General features: G+C 46.4%; 1 protein-coding gene. It reads right to left on the reverse strand.

Annotated elements, in window-relative coordinates; all coding sequences use genetic code 11:
* Position 1: 1 nt before the first annotated feature.
* Positions 2-16,462, reverse strand: a complete 16,461-nt coding sequence (locus BSI_RS0121100) for a non-ribosomal peptide synthetase (protein ID WP_080030831.1) — start codon at positions 16,460-16,462, stop codon at positions 2-4.
* Between the last annotated feature and the right edge of the window lie 67 nt (positions 16,463-16,529).

The following is a 16,529-nucleotide window of genomic DNA, read 5'->3' on the forward strand; positions in this document are numbered from 1 at the left end:
CCTATAACAGTTGTTGAATCTTTGTGCTGTCACCCGGGTGATAGCTTCGCAGCTTTTGAATGGCGGAGCCGTGAGTTTCCGGGTAAACTTCAATAGTTTCTTCTGTCTGTTCCGCTTCATCATTCGTTTCGTTTGCCATTTTCATCATCACTAGCTGCTTCAGCGGTCCCCCGAGCAGCAATTCTAATGCTTCCATCGCTTCAGGGGCTTCAATAGAGCCAATGCCTGCCTGAGCCATTCTCTTCTGATAATCCGGTGAGGAAACCACACCGACGCTTCCCCAATAACTCCAATTCATCACGGCTACTGTACAAGGCCATACTTGAGAAAGCCGTTGTGCAAAAGCATCCTTAAAGCTGCAGCCGGCAGCGTAATTGCTTTGTCCGGAAGCTCTCGCAAACGATTGTACGGAAGAGAAAAATAAAACAAAGTCGAGTGGTTCATGCCGGAAAACTTGAGCCATTCGCACACTGACATCAACTTTTGCAGAAAGAACGTTCCTGAAACATTCCTCATTCATATTCATCAGGCTTCGGTCTTGCAAGACAATGGCCGAATGAATAATGCCGTTGATTTTTAGATGCATTTGTTTCGTTGTTTCATAAGCGCGCTCTAATTCCTCCCGGTTCGCCGCATCAGCTTGAATGTAAAACGGGGCAGCCCCCAGACGCCCAAGTCTGTCCAGCTTACTTTGAATAGCTGCATCCATTTTTCTTCTGCCAATCCAAACGATCTGCGCCTGGTATGTTCTGATCATATATTCGCTCCAGGCTTCGCCTATTCCGCCTGCGCCGCCTATCACGACATAAACGCCTCCGTGTTTATACTTCGTGTGCACCGGTTGATTGTTGTGTACTGGAATCAAGCGCAGTTTATGCCAGAGCTGATTTCGATAGGCCCAAGTATTCCCTTCTTGATCAGCAGGCAGGGAAAAGATCTCAGACACCGGCAAATCCTCATGGTTCTTGACATCGATTAGCTTTGTCTGCCAATTTGGATATTCTTTTGCCATCGAACCGATCAGGCCGTGCACAGCGGCATCAGACGGGTCGACAACATCATCCTGATCAACACATTGCGTGTTCGCCGTCACGACCGTCCAGCTTATGGCTTTTTCACCATAGCCTAAAGAGAGCATTGCCTTAATGAGCCTGAACATTTGAATCACGCCTTGATCTTGGGCTTCAATCATGTCATCGCCGACTTCCCCTTCTGTCACACGAGAAGGAGACAGCCGCACAATATGGTCAAACGATCCGAGTGCTTCAAGCTGGTTTGCAATCTCATGATTCGATGAGTTCGGTTCAATGTGCAGCTCTTTGGCAAACGGGAACTGTCTTTGAACAGCTTTTCTGCTGTTGTCATCCCCTCCGAGGATGACAATACGCTCATCTGCAGGAGGAATGATGTTCTTCTCCTGTTTCACTTGATCCCATACCGGCGCCATAAGAAGCGATCCATCAATAGATGCCTTGATATCTGGTGATGTCGGCTCATCTTGCGGCTGTATGTCTTCTTCCAGCACCCTTGAGGAAATACCCTTGATTCGTACACACACTCGACCTTGATCATCACACAGATCAATATCCAGTCTCTGTATTCTGTCCTCATTTGGACGAGATGTGATAGACACCCACATTTTGTCTGTACACGGACTACATATTTCAAGCTCTTGCAGCGCAAAAGGCAGGGAAAGCTGCTCGTCACCTGAATTCAGCTTCAGCCCGATCGACGCTTGTAACGCAGAGTCTGCCATACTTGGATGGAGAACGAATTCGTCCAGCGTGTGGGATACACCAGGAGGCAGTGAAAGTTCTGCCAAGGCCTGATTGCGGCCGATATAAAGCCGATTTATTCCTTGGAAACCAGGTCCGTAATCTATACCGATCGCCTTAAATAATTCATAGCATTGTTCGTGTGAAAGTGTGCTTAGGTTGCATTGGTCTTGAAGCACGCTGATATCCTGAACTTGAATGTCTCCTGCTTCACTGATTGATGCACTGCCTTGACAGTGTATCTTTCGCCCATTGCGCGCATCCTCTGTAAAGATGGTAAAGGCAATCTCACCGTCCTGCTGGGGATCTAGACTGATATCGACTTGAACTGGCTGGCCGTCCGCCATAATCGGCTGTACCCATACAACATTTTTAATGTGAATAACAGATTGTGTATCTTTGATTCCTCTCACTGCTCTAGTAACGGCAGCATGAACCATCTCGAGATATGCGACACCCGGCATGACCGGGTTTCCCTTCACCTTATGATCGGTGAAAAAGAACTCATCACCTGTAAAGGTTGAGCTGAAACGCTGCTCTGACAAATCGGATGTGTTGGACTGTACTAATGGGTGCAAAGCTGCTGTTTCGACAATAGTTGTTGCATGATGTGCGAATGCTTCCTCTTTTATGTCCGTTATCCAGTAGCGTTCTTTTGCAAATGGATAGGTTGGGAGGCTGATGCGTTTCGGCTGTTTGCCGCCATACAGTTTACTCCAATCTATTTCCATGCCTTTTATCCATAATTCAAGCAGTCTTTCATATATTCCGGGCTCCCAGCTGCTTTTGAGCGTTTTCTGTATTTCATCATCTGATCTCAATGTCTGTACGATCCCTCTGTTTGCTCTGCCTGACATGTACTTCGCACTTGCATGTCCAGCTATAAAGAGGTTCAGTTTTTCCAGCAAGTCCTCTGCCGAAACAGCGATAATCCCTAATCTCTCCTCCATTGCATCACGCCCCACTTGGAGTGTATAGGCAATATCAGTGAGATCATGCGCTGTGGTAGATTGCTTGCTGATAAAGTCTGCTAATTGCCGGGCTTGGTCTTTCAGGCGATCTTCATCCTTTGCCGACAAGATAAAGATGCCCGGGTGTTGTGCTGTCACAGCTGGTGCTTGTGCAGGATCAGTTGTTTCTTTTGGAATATATTCCTCAATGACAACGTGGGCATTGACGCCTCCAATGCCAAATGAACTGACGCCCGCGCGCCGCGGCAGCTCTCGGCCGGATTCATCTTGCAGCGTCTTCCACTCTCTCGGTTCCTGCACAATATAAAACGGGCTGTCTTCCAGTCTGATATACGGATTGATCGTTTCACTATGCAAACTTTTTACAAGCGTCTTATGCTTTAGCTGCAATAACACTTTAATGACTCCCGCCACACCGGCCGCCAGCGATAAGTGGCCGATGTTTGTCTTTGCAGATCCGAGTCCGCAATGGCGACCATGAACAGCTGGGTCTCCCGTTTTTTCATACAGCTCTTTAAATGCCGCTTTCAGGCCGTTGATTTCTACTGGGTCACCAAGCTCTGTTCCAGTTCCATGCGCTTCAATATAGGTCACAGTTCTTGGATCGATTCCCGCTTTTTCATATGCTGTTTTTACGACATCCGCCTGAGCCTTCGGATTAGGAGTCGTCAGAGAGTTTGCGCGGCCTCCGTGGTTTACCGCACTTCCTTTGATGACACCGTAAATATGATCTCCATCTCGTTCGGCCGCTGTCAGTTTTTTCAGGAAGAGAATGCCGGCACCTTCACTGACTGCGAACCCATCAGCTCTATCAGAAAATGTTTTGCATCTTCCTTCTTTGCTCAGCGCCCCGGCCTTATCATAGGCGATATGGCCTTGCGGTGTTACGACTGTGTTGACACCTCCTGCAATCGCCATTTCACAGTTTCCGTTTTCAATTGCGCAAACCGCATGATGAATGGCGACCAAAGAACTTGAACATGCAGTGTCAATCGGTTCGCTCGGTCCATGAATGTTCAGGAAATAACTAACCCTATTCGGCCCGGCGGAAGGACTCATATTCGCAGCTGCTGAGCCTTCTATATCTACATTTGACAGCAGCGAACTGTACCCCGTGTTTCCAGTCCCGATATAGATGCCCGTTTTGGTTCCTGACAGGCTTCTCGCTGAGTATCCCGCTTCTTCTATCGCCTTCCACGCATAGGTCATTAACAGGCGCTGCTGAGGCTCCATCTGCTCAGCCTCCAGCGGAGATATGCCGAAGAATAATGGATCAAAGTCAGCCACTTCATCAATAAAACCGCCCCATTTGACGTTTGTTTTATTCGCTTCTTTTAGAGGGTCTCCGTAATACTCCTGCCAATCCCAGCGGTCTTTTGGAACCTCTGTAATGCAATCTGCCCCCAATTTCAGATTCTTCCAGTATTCGTCGATGTCCTTTGCCTTCGGGAACACCCCGCTCATCCCGACAATCGCAACAGGCTCAGGCACGTGATCAGCTGCCTTTTGCACTGGCGGAACCGATGGTTTTACAAAGCGGTTCTCAGTTGAAAATGTCATGTTTTTTATATTTTGTTCGACAGGCTGTAAAGGCTGCTCAGCTTTGGCAGGCGTTTGGGCTGTAAATGCATTTGGATATTCTTTTGACAGATATGCTGCAAATGCATAAACAGTTGCGTGCTCAAAGAAGATCGTAGGCGTCAGATCCAGCTTGTGCTGCACATTCAGTGTATTTGCGAATTCAGTCAACGTAATCGAATCAAATCCATATTGATTAAACTCCATATCCGGGTCAATCTCTTCAGGTTTGATTTTGAGCAATTGAGAGATTGTTTGCTTTAATGTTTCTTGAATGTGGTCACACAAACTGTCTTGGCCCATTTTTTCCTCAGATGGCATCGGTGCTTGCGCTGTTTTCATTGGAGCATCATCAGAAGACGGCTTTTGAGTCATCTTTTCCCTCATCATGTCTTTGATGCCTTCCATGACGATGACTTGATCTTTGCCAAATGCCAAACCTTTATACAGTGCCTGAATGCCGGTCTCGGTCCGCATTGGAGTCACACCCGTGTTTTTCAAAGTCATGTTTTCAATTTCTTTATTCGCGCGCATGCCGCCTTCCTTCCAGAGCGGCCAATTGATCGACAATGTTTTTCCGTGCCTGTACATGGCGGTCACAAGCGCATTTCGATAAGCTGCATAACTGTCCATAAATGCGTTAGCCATCGCATAATCTGCCTGCCCCGCACTGCCGGCGACACTTGATATTGAAGAAAAGAGGATAAAGAAATCTAAAGCAAGATGCTCGGTTGCCTCATCCACATTCACAAGCCCTTTTACCTTAGGAGCGAGAACTTGTGTCAGCTCTTCATTGGTTTTGTTCATGAGATAATTATCTTTAATCAGCCCTGCGCTGTGAATGACGCCATTCAAGTCTCCATAATCAGACGTAATGCTTGTGATGAGCGCGGAGGCTGCTTCCGCTTGTGTCACATCAACCCGCCTGTATTCTGCGCGAGCCCCCAAGCGCTGAAGCTCGTTAAGCTGCGCCTGCTGATCCGCATTCAGCGCAGATCTGCCTGTCAGAATGAGCACAGGCTGTTCGGTTTGACGAGCAACCTCTTTTGCAAAAATAAATCCAAGTCCTCCTGCACCGCCCGTAATGAGGTATACACCCTTATCTCGCCACGGCAGGCTTATTTCCTGATCAGCCATTTGCATTTCGCGTAATTCATTGATATACCGTTTGCCCGTTTCATATTTGATGTGCTGATCTTCTGCGTGTCTTTTATTCTCGTTCAGTTTTTCTATCATACTTTCAATATTTTCATTTGAATCAATTTCTATCGTCTGGCCTATTAGTTTTTTATTCTCCAGGCCGGCGGTTTTAAGGAGCGCCGATAGCCCTGAGAATGAGTACTGCTTTCTTTGTGCAGAGGTAAGCAGCTGGATCAGAACATTGCCCTGAGGTCTGCTTTTGAGAAGACCCTGGACCGTCTCAAGCGCTTGTTCGGCATAATCTTGGAACCTCTCTGCAAGTCCTTTGCGGTCAGACTCCAAAACGATGCATTCGGCGCCTTTCAGTCTGGATTCAAGACTGTCTTTTGAGAGTCCGTTCATATTACAAAGCATGACAATATGCCGTTCATAATGAGGCTCAGGACTTTCTTTTTCATCATCCTTAGGAACCCATTTTTCTTCAAACATCAGGGTTTCCAGTGTTTGATCAGGTTCTGCCGATCCAGAGCCGCCTTCCGCTGCTCTGAAAGACAATCCCTTTATCCGTACGCAAACATTGCCATTCTCATCTAACATATCAATATCCCGCTTTTGTACCTTATCAGTTGCCTTGCTGTCTTGACTGTATCTTGCGTATACCCACATTTCTGACGAGCAAGCTCCGAAGACTTCAAGCTCTTGTACCGCAAAAGGCAGTGTCAGCTGGTTATCCCCCGCGCCTGTCAAAATGCTTGACGCCTGCAAAGCAGAGTCCATCAACCCCGGGTGCATTTTGTATTGGCTGAGCGTATCTAAAGCAGACGGATGCAATGACAATCTTGCCAAAACAAAATGTTCAGCTGTATAGATTTTGTCCACACCTCGATAAGCAGGACCATATTCAAAACCGATCATTTGATAGGTGTCATATACTTCATTAACGCTGAAATGGCTTTCCTGACACTGCTCCCGCAAGGATTGCAAATCAACCACCGGGAGATTTTCAGCAGGATTCAATACTGCGCTGCCTTGACTGTAGACGATTGACTGTTCGCCTGCAGTGTCTGGATTACCGTAAATTTCATAAGAGATCTCACCATTTTCCTCCGGTAAAAGCCTGATGTGTACTTGCTGCGGCTGGTCCTCTACAACAATAGGCCGCACCCATACCGCGTTCTTTAGCTTCATGGTGCATGGAACATCTTGTAGCTCTGCAGCCTGTTCAACGGCAGCCCGCGCCAACTCAAGATGCGCCACCCCCGGCAAGATCCGTTGGCCTTTGACAACATGATCGGCAAGGAAAAACTCTTCCCCTGTATAGATGGAGCTAAACCTTTGTTCCGAGAGGTTCGATGTGTTTTGATGCATTAATGGATGCAGCACGGTTCCGCCAAGTCGGGAGGCTGCTTTGTTCGCTTTAGGGCTGTCGCTTTTTTCAATATGATCAGAGATCCAATAACGGTCTTTTGCGAAAGGATACGTCGGCAAGCTGATGCGCTTTGGTAGTTTCTCGCCATACAGTTTCGGCCAGTCTACATCAAGCCCCTTTACCCATAATTCAAGCAGTTTTGCGTACTTTCCTCGTTCCATCCATTTTTCGACGGCTTCTTGAATCTCTTCGTCCTCTGTCAGCATTTGCAGTGTGCCTTTATCAATCCTGCCTCTGAATACATCCTCCACATTGTTTTTGCCTGCAGCAAAGCCTTCTAATTTTTGCTGTAAATCCTCAATGGAACCGGAAATAATCCCAAGGCGTTCTTCCATCGCGTCTCGTCCGGCCTGCAGTGTATAGGCAATATGAGTCAGATTTACCTCTCTATATGTTTCCTTATCAAGCGCAGCTGCCAGCTGCTGTGCTTGCTCTTTTAGCCGCATTTCATTTTTGGCTGATAAAACGAAGATACACGGATGTTCAGGCGTGATGAACGGTATATTCTCATCGGCTGCTTGCGGAATATATTCCTCAATAATCACGTGGGCGTTTACGCCGCCGATTCCAAATGAACTGACACCTGCTCGGCGAGGCAGTTCTTCTCCCCGTTCATTTTTCAGCGCTTTCCATTCTTCCGTTTCCCGTACGATATAGAACGGACTGTTTTTCAGCTGAATGTACGGGTTCACGGTTTCGCAGTGAAGACTTTTCACTAAGGTTCTGTGCTTAAGCTGCAATAATATTTTAATGATCCCTGCTGCACCGGCTGCCAGCGATAAGTGGCCAATGTTTGTCTTCACAGACCCCAGTCCGCAATAAGGGTTGGCTGATGCATCCCCCTCATTCACACCCAGTGCTTTAAAGGCTGATTTCAATCCGTTAATTTCAACCGGGTCACCAAGCTCCGTCCCGGTTCCGTGCGCTTCAATGTAGGTCACGGTTTTCGGATCAATTCCCGCTTTTTTGTATGCCGACTGAATGACATCCGCCTGCGCCTTCGGATTAGGAGTTGTTAAAGATTGTGCACGGCCGCCGTGATTGATTGCGCTGCCTTTTATGACTCCGTAAATGTGGTCTCCCGCTTCTTCAGCCGCTTTTAATTTTTTCAGAAACAGTATACCGGCCCCTTCCCCATGAGCGAAACCATCGGCTTGATTTGAAAACGTCTTGCATTTTCCTTCTTTACTTAGTGCACCCGCTTTATCAAAGCTGATATACACTTCAGGAAGGATAATCGTATTCACGCCGCCGGCTAATGCCATGTCACAAGTGCCTTCCTCAATTGAAGAGATCGCGTGGTGGATAGCCACCAATGAGCTTGAACACGCTGTATCAATCGGTTCGCTTGGCCCATGCAGATTCAGAAAATAACTGACCCGGTTCGGACCGACTGACGGGCTCGTATTGGCAGCCGCCGAGCCTTCTATTGCCGAGTTGGCTTTCGACAAAAGGGAGCTGTATCCAGTATTTCCCGTTCCGATGAAGACGCCTGTTTTTGTGCCAGATAGACTTTTCGCCGAATATCCTGCATCTTCGATCGCTTTCCAGGCGTAAGTCAATAGTAAGCGCTGCTGAGGTTCCATTTGTTCAGCTTCACGAGGGGAAATGCCGAAAAATAATGGATCAAAATCGGCAATTCCGTCAATAAAACCGCCCCATTTTACGTTCGTTTTATTGACTTCCTTCGTTGGATCACCTTCATATTCACGCCAATCCCAGCGGTCTTTCGGAATTTCCGTCATGCAGTCTTTGCCCTCTTTTAAGATCTTCCAGTACGCATCAACATCTTTCGCCATAGGGAAAATCCCGCTTATGCCCACAATGGCAATTGGCTCATGCCCAGCATCACTCTGTGCGGCGTTTGGCAGCATGACTTGCTGCTTTCGGCGTCTTTTAGCTTTGACATGCAAGGCTTGCTCCGGTTTGGCAGCAGGCTGAACTTGGGGCGATGCAGCGCGCACAGCAAATGTGTTCGCAAAAACCGCTTGATATTCTTCTGACAAATGCTTGCCAAACGCATGAATCGTCGGGTGGTCAAAAAAGACGGTTGGCGTCAGCTCTAGTTTATAGGTGCGGTTGATATGGTTCGTGAATTCCGTCATTGAGATAGAATCAAATCCATACACCGTCATCTCGGCATGATCATCAATCGTTTCAAGCTTGACCTTTAACAGCTTGGCGACCTCCCGCTTTAACATCGCCTTTACTTTATCCAGCAAACTGTCTGTATCAATGTTCTTTACTTGTTCAGTCATGCTTTCTGTTTCCCTCTTTTTTATAGGCGCTGAGGCGGTTTTTGCCAGCATGTGTTGTTTTATTTTCTGCACATCGCCTTCGATCACCATTACTTGGTTTGCCTCGGAATGAAACGCTTGATATAATGCCTGAATTCCTTTTTCTGCTGTCATAGGAACAATCCCGGCCAGTTGCACAAGCCTTTTTTCTGTTTCTTGGTCGACCTTCATTCCGCCCTCTCTCCATAACGGCCAGTTTACAGAAAGCGTCTTCCCGTGCCGCTGGCTGAGATCGGCAAGCCTATTTCGATATCCTGCATACATATCCATAAATACATTGGCTGCCGCATAGTCAGACTGACCGATGCTTCCTAAGCTTCCTGAAAGAGATGAAAAAAGAATAAAGAAGTCCAATGGCAAATCCTTGCTCGCTTCGTCTAGGTAAACAAGCCCTTTTACTTTAGGCGCCAGTACATCGTGCAGGTCTTCTGCCGGTTTATTGACCATATAGCTGTCTTTGATGGTTCCCGCGCTATGAAGAATGCCGTCCAGACGGCCGTATGTTTTCTGAATTCCGTCAATGAGCTGGTAGACTTCAATTTTATCGGTAACATCTGTTTGCTGATAGATGACCTTAGCCCCTTTGCCGTGAAGCTCTTTAAGCTTTTTGCTTTTGCTTTCGCTAAGAGGTGAGCGGCCCGTCAGAATGACTGTCGCATTCTTCGTTTGTTCCGCGATTTCTTTTGCAAAAATAAGACCTAAGCCTCCGGCACCTCCTGTAATGAGATAAACGCCATCGTCTTTCCACGGCTTGCTGATGTCAAAGTTTTCCGTTTTGATGTCACTCCAATCAGCAATGTACCGTTTACCGTTGTGATATTTGATATATGAATCGATGCTCATTTGATTTTCTTTCAGTTTGCCAGCAATGCTTTCTCCGCTTTCTTCACTGCTGACTTCAATCATTTGGCCGGTTAGCTTGGCATTCTCCTGCTCAGCAGTTTTCAGCAGTCCTGTCAATCCTGAAAACAACTGCTGTTCTCCTTCTGCAGAGGTTACGATCTGAATGAGCATGCCGCCTTTCGATTTCTTGCGGATGATCTCTTGTACCTTCTTAAACACTTGTTCCGTATAAGAATGGAAACGCCCATCCACTGAAGAAGGCCTTGCTTCTAGGCTGTATACATGGACATCTTCGATTGCTGCTTCAATCTGTTCTCTCGTCTCATTGTCATATTCACATAGGAACACGAGATGCTCTGCATATTTTTTTGCTGCCGCGCCTTCAGCTGCCTTTTGTTCTTGCCAAACGGGCTGAAGCAATAAAGTTTCAGTGTTCATTTTTGATGGTTCGGTTTGTATATCTGCCTCCATCACTCTCGTCGAAAATCCTTTCATCCGCACGCAAATCGTGCCATGCTCATCGCATAGATCAATATCGACTTTCTGTATCAAATCTCCCGGTTTGTTTTTCGAGTTGAATTGAACATAAACCCACATGTCAGCGACGCATTGATGAAAGACCTCAAGCTCCACCAGGGCAAATGGCAGTGCGGCCTTAAAGTCTTCACTGTCTGAAAGCTCCGCCCTGATGACGTTTTGCAAATATTCAGCCGCCTGTAACGCCCCGTCCATTACACTTGGATGAAGAACATAATCGTCTGACGTATGCATCACAGATTCGGGCAGTGATAATTTGGCAAGCAGCTGGCCATCGCCTTTATATACGGCCTCTACACTTTTGTAACCAGGACCGTAATCGGCTCCGATCATTCCTTCATAAAACGAGGCAGCGTCCATTCTGCTTTGATCACATCGGGTTTTGATCTCAGAAAGATCAAGCGATTTTTCTTGCTTTACCTGAATCAATTCCGCTATACCCTGGTTATATACAATTGGTTCTGCATCAACAGATTCCGGCTCACCATACATCCGATAAAGAATGTGTCCGCCGTCTTCATCATAAAGTCCGATGTTTACTTGAACCGGCTCATCCCCTGCTACAACCGGGCGAATCCACACGACATTTTTCAGCCTGATTCCAGTTTCATGATCCTCCAATCCGCCAATTCCTTGTTCTATAGCGGCTCTTGCCATTTCAAGCGTAACCGCCGCCGGCAAAATCGCCATGCCTTTAATGATATGCTCTGAAATAAAATACTCTTGTCCTGTGAAGATGGAGCTGAACCGCTGCTCAGACAGAACCGATGTATTATGGTGCACCAAGGGATGTAAACGCGATGGTTCAACTGTTCTTGGTTCGCTGGTGCTGCTTTCAGGCCAGTACCGTTCTTCAGCAAAAGGGTATGTCGGCAAACTGATGCGGCGCGGCTTCGTATTTTGATAAAGTCTGCGCCATTCAACATGAAAGCCTTTGGCCCACATCTCGGCAAGCTTTTTCAATTCTCCTTTTGACATTCGTGATGCAGCCAGTTCTTTTGCTTCTGCGTTTCCAAGCAACTGTTCAGCAGAGGCCATTCTCGTTTTTTCTCCTTGGATACAGCCTTCTTCCAGCGGCTTTCCATCCACAAAAGCTTCCAGCTGCTGTTTCCATTCTTCCAGATCGTTCGCCATAAAAATGACCCTGCTGTCCATTGCTTCCCGGCCGATCTGGAAGGTGTATGCAATATCTCTTAAAGAGATATGCGCTTGCTCGTTATGACTGATATAGACCAGCAGTTCCTTCACATATGCTTGGAGCCGCTCTCTGTTTTTTGCTGATACAGGAATGAGGCAGGGCAGATTGCCCTCGTTCTCGTCCCTCACATCAGAGTGGTTTTCATATTGCTCAAAAATAGCATGGGCGTTAGTGCCGCCAAGACCGAATGAGCTCAGAGCCGCCCGATGGACACCTTCACTTTTCTCTAACGGCTTTCGTTCCCGGACAACATAAAAGGGAGAGCTTTCAAAGTTAATATTCGGATTCGGCTCAGTGCAGTTGATGGTCGGTGCAAGTTCATTATGGTATAAACTCATCGCAACTTTAATGCATCCGGCTAACCCAGCAGCTGTATCTAAATGGCCGATATTCGTTTTCACCGAACCAATTCCACAAAATTGTGTTTTGTCAGTGTATTGCCTATACACTTTATTTAAAGCAGACATTTCAATAGGATCGCCTAATTTTGTTCCCGTTCCGTGCGCTTCAATATAACTGACCGTTTCGGGATGAATGTTGGTTTTATCCAATACTTGCTGTATCACTTCTGTTTGGCCTTTTACACTTGGCGCATAGAAGCCGGCCTTATCTGCGCCATCATTATTAATGTCTATTCCGCGCATAATGGCATAAATATGGTCTCCGTCTTTTACGGCATCCACAGCTTTTTTCAGCAGGATGACCGCTACGCCTTCACCTCCGGCCATTCCATCTGCTGAAGCATCGAACGCCTTAACATGTCCGTCGCTTGAAAAATTCAACCCGTTTTGGTGCACGTAGCCTATCGCTGATTGCGCGTGCAATGTTGCGCCTCCGACAAGTGCGTATTGAGATTCACCTGATGTCAAGCTTTTGTATGCCTGATACAAGCCGACTAGTGATGAAGAGCAGTTAGAATGAACAAAATAGCTTGGCCCCTTTAATCCGAGCTTATGCGAAATCATCGTCGGAATGGTTCCGCTTTGAGCTAAAACCCATGAGACATAGCCATCCGGTGATTCATGCCCTTCTGTTGCCTCCTTCGGCAATAACGTTCTGTATGAATTGCTGCTTGCAGACATATATACACTTGTGCCCGGAATCTCCTTTGCCACATATCCCGCATCCTCAATCGCTTTCCAGGAATGCAGCAATAAGAGGCGGAGCTGAGGGTCCATATACTCAGCATCTTTCGGAGAGATTTGAAAGAAACCGGGGTCGAATAAATCTTTCCCTTCGATCGCCGATTGCACAGGCACATAGTCAGGATGTTGAATCAATTCTTCCGGAACGCCGTTTTCGCGAAGCTCTTCTTCAGAGAAGAACTGAATGCTTTCTTTGCCTTCTTTGATGTGATTCCAAAAATCATGATGATTTTTCGCACCCGGAAACTGGCAGGATATCCCCACAATCGCAACACTGTCATCAAAATAAGGAGGAATCGTCTGCTGCGGGTATTTTCCATCTCTTTTGACATCATGATTGCCTTCATTTTGAGTCGCAGCTTGATCTGAGTTTTTCATCTCCAAAATGTATTGGCTGATCGCACGGATCGTGGAGTACTCGAACAGCTCAGTGACACTAAACTCATAGTCCAGTTCTTTTTTGATTCGTTCGGCCACAGCTACAGCCAGAAGCGAATCGCCGCCCGCATCGAAAAATCCGTCTTCCGTCCCAAAGCCGCTGACCTTGAGCGTTTCCTCCCAAATACGAAGCACCTGATCCTCTATTTTCGTTAACTGCAAGTGATTTGGTTTCTTTCTATTGAAAACGATGTCTCGTTTTTCCAGTTCTTTACGGTTCACTTTCCCGCTAGGAGATAACGGCAGCTCATCTAAGCGGATAAAGTGTGAAGGTATCATATATTCAGGCAGACTGGATTTTAGATGACGGCGCAAATCTTTTGGGTCTGCAAGGGAATGTCCGCTTTCCTCTGTATAATAAGCAGCGAGCTGTTGATGGCCTTCCAGCTGCTTTACCACTACCGCCTGATCTAAAATGCCCGGATATTCACTCAGCTTTGTTTCTATTGCACCCAGCTCTACGCGAAAACCGCGTATTTTGACTTGGCTGTCAATCCGCCCTAAATATTCTATGTTGCCGTCAGGGAGCCATCTTGCTGAATCACCCGATTTATAAAGCTTCGTCCCTGGTTCAAACGGATTGTCAATAAATTTTTCAGCCGTAAGCCCTGGCTTATTATAGTAGCCTCTTGCCAAACCGGCTCCTGCGATGCAAAGTTCACCAGGCTGTCCGATTGGGGCAGGCTTCAAATGCTGGTCCACAATATAAATTTTCACGTTGGAGAGAGGCTTTCCAATCGGTGTATGGTGACTTGCGATATCTCCTTTTCTGCACCCAAAATACGCAGCGTAAATGGAAGCTTCGGTAGGTCCGTAAATATTGTCAACACGGCAGTTTTTAAAGATCGATACCGCCTTTTTCACTAATTCTTTAGGAAAAGCTTCGCCTGCAACCATCATATACTTGAGCGGTCCATTATCAGTTAACTGCTTGTTGTCTTTCGCCGTTTCTAAAAAAACATGCAGCATAGCCGGCACAAAATTAATGTGGGTCACTTGATATGTTTCTATATAATCCATGCATTGCTGCGGTGATTTCTCTCCGTTTGGCGGAAGAATCACAAGGCGGCCGTTTCCGATAAACCATCCGAATAATTCCGAGATCGAAACATCGAAAACATAGTTTGTCTTCAATAAATATGCATCCTCAGCAGTCACGGGATAGTGAGATTCAAGAAAATTCAGGGTATTCATTATGCTACGATGTTCTACCATAACCCCTTTAGGCTGTCCGGTGCTTCCCGATGTGTAAATGATATAAGCGAGATGCTCCGGTTTTACTTTCCGCTTTAAACCGCTGCTTTGCAGATCTGTATAACCGTTTCGGCAAGCCAACTCGATATTGATTGCTTTTATATGGCTGCCAGTTAATCCGCTGATCCTATGATGAACGTTAGATTGGGTCAGGACAATGGACGCTTGACTGTCTTTGAGCATGTACTCCAACCGTTCTTGCGGGAAGCTTGGATCTAACGGCACATACGCTCCGCCGGCTTTCAGTATTCCTAAAATCCCGATAATCATATCAAACGAACGCTCTGCACAAATTGCAACGGGGTGTTCAGGTCCAACCCCCTGATGTTGAAGGTAGACTGCCACAGATGTGCTTTTTTCATCTACTTCTTTATATGTAAGAGACCTGTCTTCGAAAATCACAGCAACCGCATTTGGGGTTTGTTTCGCTTTTTCCTCAAACACTTCATGTATACACTTGTCATTTGGCGTATTTGTGCCTGTCGCATTCCATTGTTCCAGTAAACTGCTTTGCTCTTGATGTAACTGCAAAGAGTAGGTTTCAAGCGGCAAAGACGGGTCCTCCATCATGTGTTGCGCGAGCTTCATATAGTTCTCCATCATACTTTCAATGAAGGACAATTCATATAGATCAGGGTTATATAAAATATGAAGCACCGTTTCATTTTCTTGCTCGTATATTTCGAGTACCAGCTCAAACTCTCCCTCTTGCCGAATATCCTCCATATATTCAATGCCAAGCGTTTGATATGATTCAAGCACTTTTTGCAAGCCTGTTGCCTGAAAGAAGTTTTGGTACAGAAAGGCTGTTTGAAAAACCGGCGAATCCGCAGCCGAGCGGTCTACATTGAGCTCTCTTACCAATGCAGGGAACGGATATGCCGCATGATCCAGACCGTCAGCCATTGTCAGCTGAAGCTCCCGAATAAATGCTGTGAATGGCTGGGATCCGATATTCTTGCTCCGAACAGCCATCATATTGATAAAGTATCCGATAATAGATTCAAAGCTATCTTCAGGCCGTCCCATTGTCGGAACGCCGACAATAATATCCTTTTGTTTTGTATAGTGATGCAGCAGTACCTTGTAAATGCAGAGAAACACAGCCGATTCATTCACATGATAGGTGCGGGCAAACGATTTGATTTGATTCCTCAGGTTATGAGGGAGCAAGCTTTTATAAGCTTGCCCCTTGAATTTTCGTGCTGAAGACCGCGGACGGTCAACAGGGAGATCAAGAACTGGCAGATTCCCAGACAACTGTTCTTTCCAGTAAGCGAGATGCTCTTCCCCTTCTCTGCTGTTCAGCATCCGGGTTTCCCATTCGACAAAATCGTAATAATCAGCTGTTAATGGCTGCAGCACGGGCTCAATCCCATTCAGCAATTGCTGATACGCCTCGAAAAGCGCCGATATCAATGTCAGCATCGACACACCGTCAAATATGATATGGTGAATCGTTATGAGCACAATGCATTCTTCTTTTGATCGATGAAAAAGATGTGTGCGGAATAACGGGCCAGCTTCCAAACGAAAAGGTTCTTTTGCTTTTTCTTTGAGAAAAGGCAATACCTCTTCTGATTTCATCGCTGATATATCCTCTTCCTCAAAATAAAGAGCCCCAGATGACTGAACCGTTTGAAATGGAATGCCATTCTCCTCTTGAATCACACTAGTTAAAACAGGATATTGTTTCTGTACAAACAGAAGGGCATTCTTGAACGTCTCTGCATGTATTGGTTTGCTGTTGCGAAAGCATAAAGGAAGATTATATGCACTCATATCAGGAGACATTTTTTGAAGCATCCACAGCCCTTTTTGCCCTTCTGATAGCGGGCTTTTGAACTGCCGCTTCATGCCTTGAAGATGTTCTTCTACCTCAGTAATGGTTAATTCTCCTGATCTGAAGGCATCGAGAATTTCT

The sequence above is a fragment of the Bacillus inaquosorum KCTC 13429 genome (assembly GCF_000332645.1).
GTDB lineage: Bacteria > Bacillota > Bacilli > Bacillales > Bacillaceae > Bacillus > Bacillus inaquosorum.

Coding starts and splice junctions, on each gene's coding strand:
- BSI_RS0121100 (WP_080030831.1), bottom strand. CDS start 16,462: ATGAAGCGGCAGTTCAAAAGCCCGCTATCAGAAGGGCAAAAAGGGCTG.